This window comes from Burkholderia sp. Bp9031, assembly GCF_003857965.1.
GTDB classification, from domain to species: domain Bacteria; phylum Pseudomonadota; class Gammaproteobacteria; order Burkholderiales; family Burkholderiaceae; genus Burkholderia; species Burkholderia ambifaria_A.
The window spans coordinates 87,111-100,671 of the sequence record NZ_QTPW01000016.1 but is presented as its reverse complement, the minus strand read 5'-3'; the positions used below and the strand labels follow the sequence as shown (position 1 = coordinate 100,671).

At 67.9% G+C, this 13,561-nt stretch carries 11 protein-coding genes; 8 read left to right on the top strand and 3 right to left on the bottom strand.

Features of this window, described 5'->3' with window-relative positions; translation table 11 throughout:
- Window positions 1-147: 147 nt before the first annotated feature.
- From DIE15_RS21235 to DIE15_RS21215, 5 genes are all read left to right on the top strand, one after another.
- Window positions 148-453, top strand: coding sequence for a DUF485 domain-containing protein (locus DIE15_RS21235; RefSeq protein ID WP_057926467.1), 306 nt, complete (start codon window positions 148-150; stop codon window positions 451-453).
- 11 nt (window positions 454-464) lie between these two features.
- Window positions 465-2,150, top strand: a complete 1,686-nt coding sequence (locus tag DIE15_RS21230) for a cation acetate symporter (protein WP_124834270.1) — start codon at window positions 465-467, stop codon at window positions 2,148-2,150.
- A gap of 354 nt (window positions 2,151-2,504) precedes the next feature.
- Window positions 2,505-3,794, top strand: coding sequence for a dicarboxylate/amino acid:cation symporter (locus DIE15_RS21225; protein WP_057926468.1), 1,290 nt, complete (start codon window positions 2,505-2,507; stop codon window positions 3,792-3,794).
- Window positions 3,795-3,798: 4 nt separating this feature from the next.
- Window positions 3,799-5,817 (top strand): ATP-binding protein, encoded by a 2,019-nt coding sequence (locus DIE15_RS21220; protein WP_124834269.1) that lies wholly within the window; start codon window positions 3,799-3,801, stop codon window positions 5,815-5,817.
- Window positions 5,818-5,892: 75 nt separating this feature from the next.
- On the top strand, window positions 5,893-7,248 hold the full coding sequence (locus DIE15_RS21215) for a sigma-54 dependent transcriptional regulator (RefSeq protein ID WP_124834290.1): 1,356 nt from the start codon (window positions 5,893-5,895) through the stop codon (window positions 7,246-7,248).
- 109 nt (window positions 7,249-7,357) lie between these two features.
- On the opposite strand, the gene DIE15_RS21210 is transcribed toward DIE15_RS21215, so the two are convergent.
- Window positions 7,358-7,894: a TlpA disulfide reductase family protein gene (locus tag DIE15_RS21210; protein WP_057926471.1), complete on the bottom strand. Its 537-nt coding sequence runs from the start codon at window positions 7,892-7,894 to the stop codon at window positions 7,358-7,360.
- Window positions 7,895-8,057: 163 nt separating this feature from the next.
- Between DIE15_RS21210 and DIE15_RS21205 the strand changes: the two genes are divergently transcribed.
- Complete coding sequence (locus DIE15_RS21205) at window positions 8,058-8,630, top strand: hypothetical protein (RefSeq protein ID WP_124834268.1); 573 nt, start codon at window positions 8,058-8,060, stop codon at window positions 8,628-8,630.
- A gap of 333 nt (window positions 8,631-8,963) precedes the next feature.
- Here the strand turns inward: DIE15_RS21205 and DIE15_RS21195 are convergent, their stop codons facing one another.
- Both DIE15_RS21195 and DIE15_RS21190 read right to left on the bottom strand, forming a co-directional pair.
- Complete coding sequence (locus DIE15_RS21195) at window positions 8,964-10,562, bottom strand: YifB family Mg chelatase-like AAA ATPase (protein ID WP_124834266.1); 1,599 nt, start codon at window positions 10,560-10,562, stop codon at window positions 8,964-8,966.
- 267 nt (window positions 10,563-10,829) lie between these two features.
- Window positions 10,830-11,081: an accessory factor UbiK family protein gene (locus tag DIE15_RS21190; protein WP_006489451.1), complete on the bottom strand. Its 252-nt coding sequence runs from the start codon at window positions 11,079-11,081 to the stop codon at window positions 10,830-10,832.
- 356 nt (window positions 11,082-11,437) lie between these two features.
- On the opposite strand from DIE15_RS21190, the gene DIE15_RS21185 reads away from it, so the two are divergent.
- A complete protein-coding gene (locus DIE15_RS21185; protein ID WP_006398175.1) occupies window positions 11,438-11,776 on the top strand; it encodes a P-II family nitrogen regulator in 339 nt (112 codons plus the stop codon).
- A gap of 33 nt (window positions 11,777-11,809) precedes the next feature.
- Window positions 11,810-13,324: an ammonium transporter gene (locus tag DIE15_RS21180; protein ID WP_057926474.1), complete on the top strand. Its 1,515-nt coding sequence runs from the start codon at window positions 11,810-11,812 to the stop codon at window positions 13,322-13,324.
- The last annotated feature ends 237 nt before the right edge of the window (window positions 13,325-13,561 follow it).

Genomic DNA, 13,561 nt, shown 5'->3' with positions numbered 1-13,561 from the left:
CCGACCATTCCACAAAACCCTCTCGCAATGACGAGTTGGTCGCCCTGCGGGGACTGGAGTAAGCGCTAAAGCGCCAACTCCGGTCGACCGCGAAGCATGGGACCAGAGTAAGCGCTAAAGCGCTAACTCTGGTCGACAGGAGACACCATGGAGCTTTCCGTCATCGAATCGGTCACGGCGCGCCGTGACTACCAGCAGCTCGTGCGTGCGCGGCGCCGCTTCAGCTTCACGCTGACGGCGCTGATGATCGCCACCTACTACAGCTTCATCCTGCTCGTCGCGCTCGCGCCGCACGTACTGGCCGCGCCGCTGTACCGCGGCGCGACGACCACGGTCGGGATCGTCGCGGGCGTCGCGATCATCCTGGTCGCGATCGGCCTGACCGCGTGCTACGTGCTGCGCGCGAACCGTGCGTTCGACCGCCGCGTCGACGCGATCCTGCAACGTTCGTGACGGAGGCCGACATGCGACGCACTTCGAGCGTGCTCGGCGCGCTGGCCGTTCTCGTTTCTTCCGCCGCGCGCGCGAGCGCCGTGGCCGGCCCGATGCCCGACAAGGTCGAGCTGAACCCGGTGGCGATCGCGATGTTCTTCGCGTTCGTGTTCGCGACGCTTGCGCTCACGCGCTGGGCCGCGCGCCGCACGCGCTCGACGCGCGACTTCTACACGGCCGGCGGCGGCATCACCGGGCTGCAGAACGGGCTCGCGATCGCGGGCGACTACATGTCGGCCGCATCGTTCCTCGGGCTGTCGGGGATGGTGTTCATGTTCGGCTTCGACGGGCTGATCTACTCGATCGGCTTCCTGGTCGGCTGGCCGTTCGTGATGTTCCTGATCGCCGAGCCGCTGCGCAACCTCGGCAAGTTCACGTTCGTCGATGTGGTGGCGTACCGCTTCGCGCAGCGGCCGATCCGGCTGCTGACGTCGGCGAACGCGCTGACCATCGTCGTGCTGTACCTGGTCGTGCAGATGGTCGGCGCGGGCAAGCTGATCCAGCTGCTGTTCGGGCTGTCGTACGGCACGGCCGAGCTGATCGTCGGCGTGCTGATGGTCGTCTACGTGTTCTTCGGCGGGATGACCGCGACGACCTGGGTGCAGGTGATCAAGGCCGTGCTGCTGCTGTGCGGCGCGACGCTGCTCGCGTTGCTCGCGCTCGGCGAATTCGGCTTCAGCGTCGACGCAATGTTCCGGCGCGCGGTGGCCGTGCATCCGGGCGCGCTGTCGATCATGGGGCCCGGCAAGCTGATCCGCGATCCGGCCAACGCGCTGTCGCTCGGCATCGCGCTGATGTTCGGCACGGCCGGCTTCCCGCACATCCTGATGCGTTTCTTCACGGTGCCGAACGCGAAGGAGGCGCGCAAGTCGGTGCTGTACGCGACCGGCTTCATCGGCTACTTCTATTTGCTGACCTTCGTGATCGGCTTCTCGGCGATCGTGCTGCTCGCGCAGCATCCGGAATTCTTCCGGCTCGGCGCGAACGGCACCTTCAACCTGACGCACGACCTGCTCGGCGGCTCGAACATGGTCGCGGTGAAGCTCGCGCAGGCGGTCGGCGGCAACTGGTTCTACGGCTTCATCGCGGCCGTCACGTTCGCGACGATCCTCGCGGTCGTCGCCGGGCTGACGCTCGCCGGCGCGACCACGATCTCGCACGACCTGTATGCGCAGATGTGGGCGCGCGGCAAGCCCGACGAGCGGCTGGAAATGCGCATCTCGCGCGCGGCGACGATCGGGTTGTCGGGAATCGCGATTGCGCTGTCGATCCTGTTCGAGCACGTGAACGTCGCGTTCATGGTCGGGCTCGTCGCGGCGGTGGCCGCGAGCGCCAATTTCCCGGTGCTCGCGATGTCGATCTTCTGGGGCGGGATGACGACGCGCGGCGCGGTGCTCGGCGGCGGTCTCGGCCTCATGTCGGCGGTGGTGCTCACGGTGCTGTCGAAGTCGGTGTGGGTCGACGTGCTGCACCACGCGCACGCGCCGGTGTTCCTCGACAACCCGGCGCTCGTGTCGGTGCCGCTCGCGTTCGTCGGGATCGTCGTCGGCTCGCTAGCGGACCGCGGCGAGCGCGCGCGGCGCGAGCGCGACGCGTTCGCGCAGCAGGAGTTCTACGCGCAGACGGGCGTGCTGGCCAGTCGCGCCGTGCAGCACTGATTCATCCGATGAATGAGCGCATCCGTCCGGATCGCCGGACGGATATTTTCCGGAAATCCGGAATCCCGGATTTTCTTGCCTGCCGCATGATGAGAAATACAATGAAAACAACGGCTTGAGGGGTTCCGGAAACCTGGCATCGACCTTGCGATATAAAAGGCACGGCCATCCCCCGGCCCGACTATTAAATCAAGGAGACAATCGATGACCACTGCCTTCCATCCCCTCCGGACGTCCTGAGGCATCGCTTGTTGCGGCACGGCAGCCGCGCGGGCGAGTGAATCTTCCCCTGTGACATTCGTCCGCGCGCGTGACGCCGTTTCCATCGGCTCATCTACTTCAGCAGGAACCATCGTGAAGAAGAAACCCTTCTACAAAGTGCTCTATGTGCAAGTGATCTTCGCCATCATCGTCGGCGTGATCCTCGGCCACTTCTATCCGGCGCTCGCCACCGACATGAAGCCGCTCGGCGACGGCTTCATCAAGCTGATCAAGATGGTGATCGGCCCGATCATCTTCTGTACGGTCGTCACCGGCATCGCCGGCATGGAGGACATGAAGAAGGTCGGCCGCGTCGGCGGCAAGGCGCTGCTGTACTTCGAGATCGTGTCGACCTTCGCGCTGCTGCTCGGCCTCGCGGCCACGCACATCCTGCGTCCGGGTGTCGGCTTCAACATCGATCCGGCGACGCTCGACGGCAAGGCCGTCGCATCGTACGCGGCGAAGGCGCACGGGCAGTCGACGGTCGACTTCCTGATGCACATCATCCCGAACACGATGGTCGATGCGTTCGCGCAGGGTGAAATCCTGCAGATCCTGCTGATCGCGCTGCTGTTCGGCAGCGTGCTCGCGCACCTCGGCGAGCGCGGCAAGGTCGTCACCGACTTCATCGACGGCCTCACGCGCGTGCTGTTCGGCATCGTGCACATCGTCACGAAGCTGGCACCGATCGGCGCGTTCGGCGCGATGGCGTTCACGATCGGCAAGTACGGCGTCGGCTCGCTGGTGCCGCTGCTCAAGCTGATCGGCACGTTCTACCTGACGTCGGTCGTGTTCGTGCTGGTCGTGCTCGGCACGATCGCGCGCGCCACGGGCTTCTCGATCATCCGCTTCGTGTCGTACATCAAGGAAGAACTGCTGATCGTGCTCGGCACGAGCTCGTCGGAAGCCGCGCTGCCGCAGCTGATGGAGAAGCTCGAGAAGGCCGGCTGCTCGCGTTCGGTCGTCGGCCTCGTCGTGCCGACCGGATACTCGTTCAACCTCGACGGCACCAACATCTACATGACGATGGCCGTGCTGTTCATCGCGCAGGCGACCAACATCGAACTGACGTGGATGCAGCAGCTCACGCTGCTGGCCGTCGCGATGCTGACGTCGAAGGGCGCGAGCGGCGTCACGGGCGCGGGCTTCATCACGCTCGCCGCGACGCTCGCGGTCGTGCCGACGATCCCGCTGTCGGGCATGGTGCTGATCCTCGGCATCGACCGCTTCATGAGCGAATGCCGTGCGCTGACCAACATCGTCGGTAACGGTGTCGCGACCGTGGTCGTGTCGGCCTGGGAGAAGGAGCTCGACCGCAACAAGCTGCGCCAGGCGCTGACGGGTGGCGGCGAGGTCAAGGCGACCGAGACGGCCGGCGTCTGACGCCATGAACGAGCAGGCGGCGGCACCGCCCGCAGGCGGCGCGCCGCGCGATGGCCGACGCGGCCAGGGTGACGATGTGGAGCCCTATGACACAATAGGCGATCCGCATCGTCAGGAAGTCACGTCCGTGAAGCGCCGCCTGCTCATCCTCGTCATGCTTGCCGCCGCGCTTGCGGCGGCATGCGCGCTGACGTGGACCGTCACGTGGCGGCGCGGCGTCGCCGAGCTGCAGCGCAACGCCGCGGTGCGCGTCGATCGCACCACCAACGCGCTCAAGAGCACGCTCGACCGCTACGAATCGCTGCCTTATCTGCTCGGCAGCCATCCGTACGTGCAGGACCTGCTCGCCGAGCCGAAGCGCGCCGATTTCACCGGGCGTGCGAACCGCTATCTCGAAGACCTCAACGAACACGCGCACGCGACCGTCACCTACGTGGTCGGCGCGGACGGCCTGTGCGTCGCCGCCAGCAACTGGCGCGCGCCCGACAGCTTCGTCGGGATCGAATACCGCTTCCGCCCGTATTTCATCGACGCGATGAACGGCCGGGTCGGCCGCTTCTTCGGGATCGGCACGATCTCGCGCGATCCCGGCTACTACATCTCGCAGCCGGTGTGGCGCGACGGCAAGATCGCGGGCGTCGTCGTCGTGAAGCTCAATCTCGAATGGTTCCAGGGCGCCGACGCGTCCGAACCGCTCGTCGTCGCGGACGATCACGGCGTCGTGTTCCTGTCGTCCGTGCCCGCATGGAAATACCACACGCTGCATCCGTTGACGGGGCCCGTCGCCGCGTCGATCTACGAGACGCGCCAGTACGCGCAGCAGCCCGTCACGCCGCTGCCGCTGCGCGTCGAGCAGGTGCTCGGCGCGGACGCGGAGATCGTCCGCCTGGGCCCCGGCCGTCGCGCGCCGCGCTTTCTCGCCAGCAAGCGGCGGATCGGCGAGCCCGACTGGCTCCTCGTCACGCTCGCGCCGATCGCCCCCATCGACACCGACGCGCGCAACGCGACGATCGTCACGGGCTTCGGCTTCGTGTCGGTCGCGCTGCTCGCGTTCTACTGGCGCATGCGCCGCGCACGCGTGCGCGAGATGATCCGCGGTCGCGCGCTGCTGCAGCAGGCGTACGCGGAGCTGAACCGGCGCGTCGAGGAACGCACGGCCGACCTGTCGGAAGCGAACGAACAGTTGCAGAAGGAAGTCGGCGAGCGGATTCGCGCGGAACAGGAATTGCGCGCCGCGCACGACGAACTGATCCAGGCGAGCAAGCTCGCCGCGCTCGGCCAGATGGCGGCCGGCATCACGCATGAACTGAACCAGCCGCTCGCGGCGTTGCGCAGCTTCTCGGACAACACGCGCGTGCTGCTCGATCGCGGCGAGCAGGCAGCCGCGCGCGAGAACCTGGAGGCGATCGCCGCGCTGACCGAGCGGATGGGCAAGATCACCAACCAGCTGAAGCTGTTCGTCGGCCGCGCGAAGCCGCGCAACGAACAGGCGCTCGTCGTGCGCGCGCTGCGCAGCGTGCTGTCGCTGCTCGGCGACCGGCTGCGCGGCGTCGCGCTCACGCTGACGCTGCAGGATTCGACCGTGTCGCCCGCGCAGGACGCGCCGCTCGACCTCGCGCGCGATTATCCGGAGCTCGTCGCCCGCTGCGAGGATCTGCGCCTCGAACAGGTGCTGATCAACCTGCTCGGCAACGCGCTCGATGCGGTCGCGGGCGTTGCGGCACCGGCGATCGACGTGACGATTGCGGTGTCGGTCGCGACCCTCGCGGTCGAGGTGCGCGACAACGGGTCCGGCATCGCGCCCGACCTGCTGCCGCGTTTGTTCGAACCGTTCTTCACGACGAAGGAAATGGGGCGCGGGCTCGGGCTCGGCCTTGCGATCTCGTCGTCGATCGCGAGCGACGCGGGCGGCGCGCTGACCGCGCGCAATGCGCCGTCCGGCGGCGCGCTGTTCGTCTTGACGCTGCGGCGCGCGCGCACGCATCATCCGGACTCCGTGTCCGAGCAGGCGGGCTCGCGCTAGTTCGCCGCACGACAGGCATCAACGAGAGCCGCGCGCGCACGCTGCCGCGCGGCCTGTCAGGAGCAAGTGACTACGATGGCCAACCGGCTGCAAGTGATCTATATCGAAGACGATGCGCTCGTTCGCCGGGCGAGCGTGCAGAGCCTCCAGCTCGCGGGGTTCGACGTCGTCGGGTTCGAATCGGCCGAGGCGGCCGACAAGGCGATCGTCGCGGAAACCGCCGGCGTGATCGTCAGCGACATCCGGCTGCCCGGCGCGAGCGGGCTCGACCTGCTCGCGCAGTGCCGCGAGCGTGTGCCCGACGTGCCGGTGATCCTCGTCACCGGCCACGGCGACATCTCGATGGCCGTGCAGGCGATGCGCGACGGCGCGTACGACTTCATCGAGAAGCCGTTCGCGGCCGAACGGCTGATCGAGACGGTGCGCCGCGCGCTCGAGCGGCGTGAACTCGTGCTCGAGAATCACGCGCTGCGGCGCGAGCTGGCCGGGCAGAGCATCGTCGCGCCGCGCATCATCGGCCGCAGTCCGGCGATCGAGCAGGTGCGCAAACTGATCGCGAACGTCGCGCCCACCGACGCGTCGGTGCTGATCAACGGCGACACGGGTGCCGGCAAGGAGCTGATCGCGCGCAGCCTGCACGAGCTGTCGCCGCGTCGCGACAAGCCGTTCATCGCGGTGAACTGCGGTGCGCTGCCCGAGCCGATGTTCGAGTCGGAGATGTTCGGCTATGAGTCCGGCGCGTTCACCGGCGCCGCGAAGCGCCGCGTCGGCAAGCTCGAATATGCGTCCGGCGGCACGCTGTTCCTCGACGAAATCGAAAGCATGCCGCTCGCGCTGCAGGTGAAGCTGCTGCGGGTGCTGCAGGACGGCGTGCTCGAGCGGCTCGGCTCGAACCAGCCGATCCGTGTGAACTGCCGCGTTGTCGCGGCCGCGAAGGGCGACATGAGCGAGCTCGTCGCGGCCGGCACGTTTCGGCGCGACCTGCTGTACCGGCTCAACGTCGTGACGATCGCGCTGCCGCCGCTCGCCGAGCGCCGCGAGGACATCGTGCCGCTGTTCGAACACTTCATGCTCGACGCGGCCGTGCGCTACGAGCGGCCGGCCCCCGTGCTGACCGACCGGCAGCGCGCGAGCCTGATGCAGCGCGACTGGCCCGGCAACGTGCGCGAGCTGCGCAACGCGGCCGACCGCTTCGTGCTCGGTGTTGCCGACATGCCGCAGGAGGCCGGCGCGAACGGCGACGATGCCGAGAGCGACCAGACGCTGAAGGAGCGCATCGAGCAGTTCGAGCGCGCGGTGATCGCCCAGGCGCTGAACCAGACGGGCGGCGCGGTCGCGGCGACGGCCGACCGGCTGCATGTCGGCAAGGCGACGCTGTACGAGAAGATGAAGCGCTACGGGCTGTCGGCGAAAGGCGAAACCGAGCGCTGAAAACGAGACGGACCGCAGAACCGGGCTGGCCGGTCGTGCGGTCCGTCGTGCGGAGCAGGGCGCGGCGTGCGGCCCTGCGAGTCCTGTCGTGCGGCGCGGTCGGCGGCGCTCAGGCCGCGTTGCTGTCGAGCGCCTTCTTGAGCAGTGCGTCGAGTTCCGCGAACTGCGGTGCGCCGACGTAGCGCTTCAGGATCTTGCCGTCCTTGTCGACGACGAAGGTCGTCGGCGTGAGCTGCACGTTGCCGAACTGCTTCGCGACGCTGCCGTCGTCGAGCGCGACCTTGAACGGCAGCTGGCGCGTCTGCGCATAGTTCGCGACGTACATCGGCGGATCGTAGTTCATCGCGACCGCGACGAATTCCAGCCCCTGACCCTTGAAGCGATTGTAGGTATCGACCATCTGCGGCATTTCCTGCATGCAGGTCGCGCAGCTCGTCGCCCAGAAATTGACGAGGTAGACCTTGCCCTTCAGGTCGCCTGCCGTCGACACTTTCTGGCCCGACAGCAGCGTGAACGTGGCGTCCGGCACGGTGGACTTGCCGTTGAACGCGAAGAAGCCGGCAACGGCGATGGCCGCGACGATGACGGCCGCCGCGATATAGCGGGCGGGGCCGGTGCGGCGCTGGGCGGGAGGCGTGGTGTTCATCTGCGGTGCTCTCGGAGTCGGTCGATGACGCGGATCGATGCAAAGGACGTCGAAATTCGGCGCTTATTTTAGCGCGAATGCGCGGCACGCACCGATGGCCGCCACACATCCCGGGTGTCAGCTTCGGCGGATAATGGGCGCTTTGCCTGTCCCCATCACTGCCATGCCGAAGGAAGTCATCGATTCGTTGCGCCCCCTTTTTCGTCCACTGCGACACTTCGCCGCGCTCGCGTGCGTGAGCGCCGCGCTGGCCGCCTGCTCGCCGTCATATGACTGGCGTACGCTGCACAACGACGCCGGCTACACGATTGACCTGCCGGCGAAGCCGACCGTCGAGGACCAGCCGGTGGCGGTTGGCGGCGCATCGATGCCGATGCGGATGCAGGCCGCACACGTCGACGGCGCGGTGTTCGCGGTCGGCACGCTGACACTGCCCGACGACCGCGACGACACGCGCCGCGCCGCGCTCGAGTTCCTGCGTACCGGGCTGTCGCGCAATCTCGAAGGCGCGCCGCAGACGGCCTCGGTGCCGGTGCCGCTCGCGGCCGGCGGCGCGGTGAACGGGCTCGAACTGCGTGTCGCGGGCGCGGCCAGCGGCGGCGACCACGCGCACAAGACGATCGTCGCGCGGCTCGTGGCGCGCGGCCGGCATGCATATCAGGCCGTCGTGATCGCCGACGGGCCGCTCGCGCGGGAACAGCTCGACCAGTTTTTCGGCTCGTTCAAACTCGATTGACGCCGGCCGGTGAGGGCGCTCAGACACGCTGTGACAACTGAAAGTTCATTCGCAGCTTTCGACGCTAATCGCCGGATTTTGCGGGGATTTTTCGACTATCCACAGCGCATGTGGATAACTTTGTTGAAAAGTTGACTGAATCCCCCGCAAAGCCGCGCCGGACGGCCTTCCGGCGCATTTGATAGATCGCCAGCCCAATGAGAAAGATAAATAAAAACAACGAGATACGAGTTTTGCGATGAAAGGGCGGTCGCGAGCGGCGATCCGGGGCCGGATTCGCGAAATTGTGCATAAGTCAAGTCTTGACAGCGCCGTTTTGTCCTCAAGAGGCGCTCACAGCGCCGTGAGCGCGCGCCGGTAGCGGATCGCCTCGGCGATCTGCGCGGCCGTCGGCAACGGGTCGCCGGCCAGGTCGGCGATCGTCCGCGCGACCTTCAACACGCGGAAATACGCACGCGCCGACCAGCCGAAGCGCTCGCCGGCCTCGCGCAGCAGCCGCTCGCCGTCGTTGGTCGGGCGGCACAGGTCGTCGGTCTCGCGGCCGCTCAGCATGTGATTCGTTTTGCCCTGCCGGTCGAGCTGCAGCGCACGCGCCTGCGCGACCCGTGCGGCGACCGTCGCGCTCGGCTCGCCGGGCGCCGTCGCGCGCGACGCGAGTTCGGCCGGCGACAGCGCGGGCAGATCGACCTGGATGTCGATCCGGTCGAGCAGCGGCCCGGACAGCTTGCGCAGGTAACGCGTCGCGACGTCCGGCGAGCAGCGGCAGCGCCCGGACGGATCGCCGTGCCAGCCGCACGGACACGGGTTCATCGCGGCGATCAGTTGGCACGCGGCAGGAAAGTCGGCCTGCTGGGCCGCGCGCGAGATCGTGATGCGGCCGACTTCCAGCGGCTCGCGCAGCATTTCCAGCACGTGCCGGTCGAATTCGGGCAGCTCGTCGAGAAACAGCACGCCGAGGTGCGCGAGCGTGATCTCCCCCGGTTGCGGCGGGTTGCGGCCGCCGACCAGCGCGGCGGCGCTCGACGAGTGGTGCGGCGCGCGGAACGGCCGCCGCCGCCACTGCGCGGGCGAGAAGCCGATGCGGCTCGCGGAAAGAAGCGCGGCCGACGTCAGCGCCTCGTCGTCGGTCAGCGACGGCAGGAGGCCCGGCAGCCGCGCGGCCAGCATCGACTTGCCGGCGCCGGGCGGCCCGATCATCAGCATGTGGTGCCCGCCCGCGGCGGCCACTTCGAGCGCACGCCGGGCGCCGCGCTGGCCGACGACGTCCGCGAGATCGGGGGCGGCCGGCGCCGGTACGCCATCGAGGCAGGGCGCGGCGACCGGCGCGAGCCGCGCGTCCGGCGCACCGGCGAGGTGCGCACACAGTGCGGGCAGGTCGGGCGCGCCGAACACGACGACGCCCGGCACGAGCGCGGCTTCTGCAGCGCTGTCGAGCGGCAGGTACAACTCGGGCGGGCGCGACGCGGCCGCCGGCCCGGACATCGCGACGGGCTGCGCGCCGGAATCGACACGCGACCCGGTTTCACTCGCGCGCCGGTCGCGCGCCGCACCGCACGCCATCGCGAACGCGCCGCGCATCGGCCGCAGCGCGCCGGTCAGCGACAGCTCGCCCGCGAATTCGCGGCCGGCCAGCGCGTCGGCCGGGATCTGCCCGTTCGCGGCGAGGATGCCGAGCGCGATCGGCAGGTCGAAGCGGCCCGACTCCTTCGGCAGGTCGGCCGGCGCGAGATTGACGGTGATGCGCCTGACGGGGAATTCGAATCCGCAGTTCTGTAGCGCGGCGCGCACGCGCTCGCGGCTTTCGCGGACTTCGAGATCGGGCAGGCCGACGATCGAGAACGACGGCAACCCGTTGGCAAGGTGGACTTCGACGGTGACGTCCGGCGCGCGGCCGGCCGCCGGCGCGCGACTACGCACCACGGCGAGCGACATGGCGAGGCTCCTGTAAATGAATCGGACGGACAACGGCCGTTCGGGGCCGCATGTCGCGGGAATCGGAGGAATCGGTGCGCGCTTGCCGGCGTGGCGCGGGAAAGAACGAGGAACGACGAACTGCAAATAGCGGGGGACTGCGAAGAGCGAGGGAACAGCGAAGAGCGGGGGACTGCGAGGAACGACGGGTTGACGAGCGGACTTCCGGGCGGCGGACGCGGGCCGCACGAGGCGGCCCGCGCCCGGACCCGTTGGTCGGGTGAGGCGTCAGGCCTGGGGCGCTGCGAGCTTCTGCTCGAGTTCCGCGACGCGCTTCTCGAGTTCCTCGAGACGCACGCGGGTGCGGGCGAGCACCTGTGCCTGCGTGTCGAACTCCTCGCGCGTGACGAGATCGAGTTTCGAGAAGCCTTGCGACAGCATGGCTTTCACGTTGCGCTCGACATCCTTGGCCGGCGAGTTTTTCAGCAGGTCGCTGACGCGCGACTGCAGGTCGTTGAAAACATCGCTGGGTTGCTTCATGAGATTTCCCTTCCTTGCACAAAAAATGTGCATCTTCAGTTGCATACGTGCCCATGATGCACGCATGACCGGAAATGGTGCGCCCGCGGCGCGAATTCCGGGCATGGCGCCCGCATGGGTGAATGGCCCGGCGAGCCGGGACGTGCGTGCACTCTAGCAACGATCCTTTCGGCGCGCCAGCAAACCTCGCCCACGTTGGCCATTCGGCCGGGCTTCCGCACCTTTCAGCAGGGGACGCGACCCCGCTTCCGAGCCGTTCGAGACGGCGCTCGCACGAACATGGCATGCGAGTTGCTGAGAAGAGGCCGTCACACCATTCCAACCAATTCGACGGGACAACCCAGCGAGAGGACTTCATGAAACTGATTACCGCAATCATCAAGCCGTTCAAGCTCGATGAGACGCGCGAAGCGCTCTCCGCGCTCGGCGTCTCCGGCATCACGGTGACGGAGGTGAAAGGGTTCGGGCGCCAGAAGGGGCACACCGAGCTGTACCGGGGCGCCGAATACGTGGTCGATTTCCTGCCGAAGATGAAGATCGAGGCAGCCGTGTCCGACGATCTCGTCGACCAGGCGGTCGAGGCGATCGAGCGGGCCGCCCGCACCGGCAAGATCGGCGACGGGAAGATCTTCGTCACGCCGATCGAGCAGGTGATCCGGATCCGGACCGGGGAGACCGGCGCAGACGCGCTGTAACAGACAAAGACAAGCGACAAGAGGAAACCCGAGATGCGCAAACTTCTGATGTCCCTGCTGATGGCCGGCTCGCTGATCGCGGCCGGCGTCGGCCCCGCGCTCGCCGACGACGCGGCTTCCGCCGCGGCTGCGTCCGCGCCCGCCGCCACGGCGTCCGATGCAGCGGCAGCCGCCGCTCCGGCCGCTTCGGCACCCGCCGCCACGGATGCATCGGCACCTGCCGCTGCCGCCGCACCCGCGTCGGGTGCCGCCGACGCATCGGCCGCCGCCGCCGCGTCCGCGCCGGCCGCACCCGCCGCGCCGACCGAGCCGTTCTCCGTCGATTCGTCGAAGATCAGTGCAGGCGACACCGCGTGGATGCTGACGTCCACCGCGCTCGTGCTGTTCATGACGATCCCCGGCCTCGCGCTGTTCTACGCGGGCATGGTCCGCAAGAAGAACGTGCTCGCGACCGTGATGCAGAGCTTCGCGATCACCGCAGTGATCACGGTGCTGTGGACGGTGGTCGGCTACAGCCTCGCGTTCACGCCGGGCAACGGCTTCATCGGCGGCCTGTCGCGCGCGTTCCTGCACGGGATGACCTACGTGAAGGGCGACAAGGCGACCACGCTGACCGTCAGCCACCTGGCGACGACGATTCCGGAGTCGGTCTACTTCGTCTACCAGATGACGTTCGCGATCATCACGCCGGCACTGATCTGCGGCGCATTTGCCGACCGGATGAAGTTCTCGGCGATGCTCGTGTTCATGACGCTCTGGTCGCTGATCGTCTATGTGCCGATCGCGCACATGGTGTGGGAGCCGACCGGCTGGCTGTCGTCGGACGGCGTGCTCGACTTCGCGGGCGGCACGGTGGTGCACATCAACGCCGGTATCGCGGGCCTCGTGTCGTGCCTGATGCTCGGCAAGCGCGTCGGTTTCGGCCGTGAATCGATGGCGCCGCACAACCTCGTGCTGACGATGATCGGCGGCTCGATGCTGTGGGTTGGCTGGTTCGGCTTCAACGCGGGTTCCGCGGTCGCGGCCGACGGCCGTGCCGGCTTCGCGATGCTGACGACGCAAGTCGCAACCGCCTGCGCGGCGCTCGGCTGGATGTTTGCCGAGTGGGTCTCGCACGGCAAGCCGTCGGTGCTCGGCATCGTGTCGGGTGCGGTCGCGGGTCTCGTCGCGATCACGCCGGCGGCCGGCTTCGTCGGCGTGACGGGCGCACTCGTGATCGGCATCGCAGCCGGCGTCGTGTGCTTCTGGTCGGCGACGTGGCTCAAGTCGAAGCTCGGCTACGACGATTCGCTCGACGCGTTCGGCGTGCACGGCGTGGGCGGGATTCTCGGCGCACTGCTGACCGGCGTGTTCGCGGTCAAGGACATCGGCGGCGCCGACGGCAGCCTGCTGCTGCAGGCGAAGGGCGTGCTGATCACGCTGGTGTACAGCGGCGTGTTGAGCTTCGTGCTGCTGAAGCTGATCGACCTGACGATCGGCCTGCGCGTGACCGAAGAGGAAGAGCGCGAAGGCCTCGACGTGGTGCTGCACGGCGAGCACGTCGAATAAGTCTGACGGATGACGGCGGGCCGCCGCGCAGACGGCGCCCGCGACGAATGAGCGCAGCGACTTCGGCCCGCCCACCCGGCGGGCTTTTTTTCTCCTGCCTGCTGCTGCCGTAGCGCATAACCCTTCCACCTATCGGGTCAATAGCCGAAAACTTCCTCCAAACCCTTGCGAAGCCGGGAACAATCCCCAAATGGGCAGGGCAATTGCTCTACAATCTTCATTCTCCCGCTCGCGAGT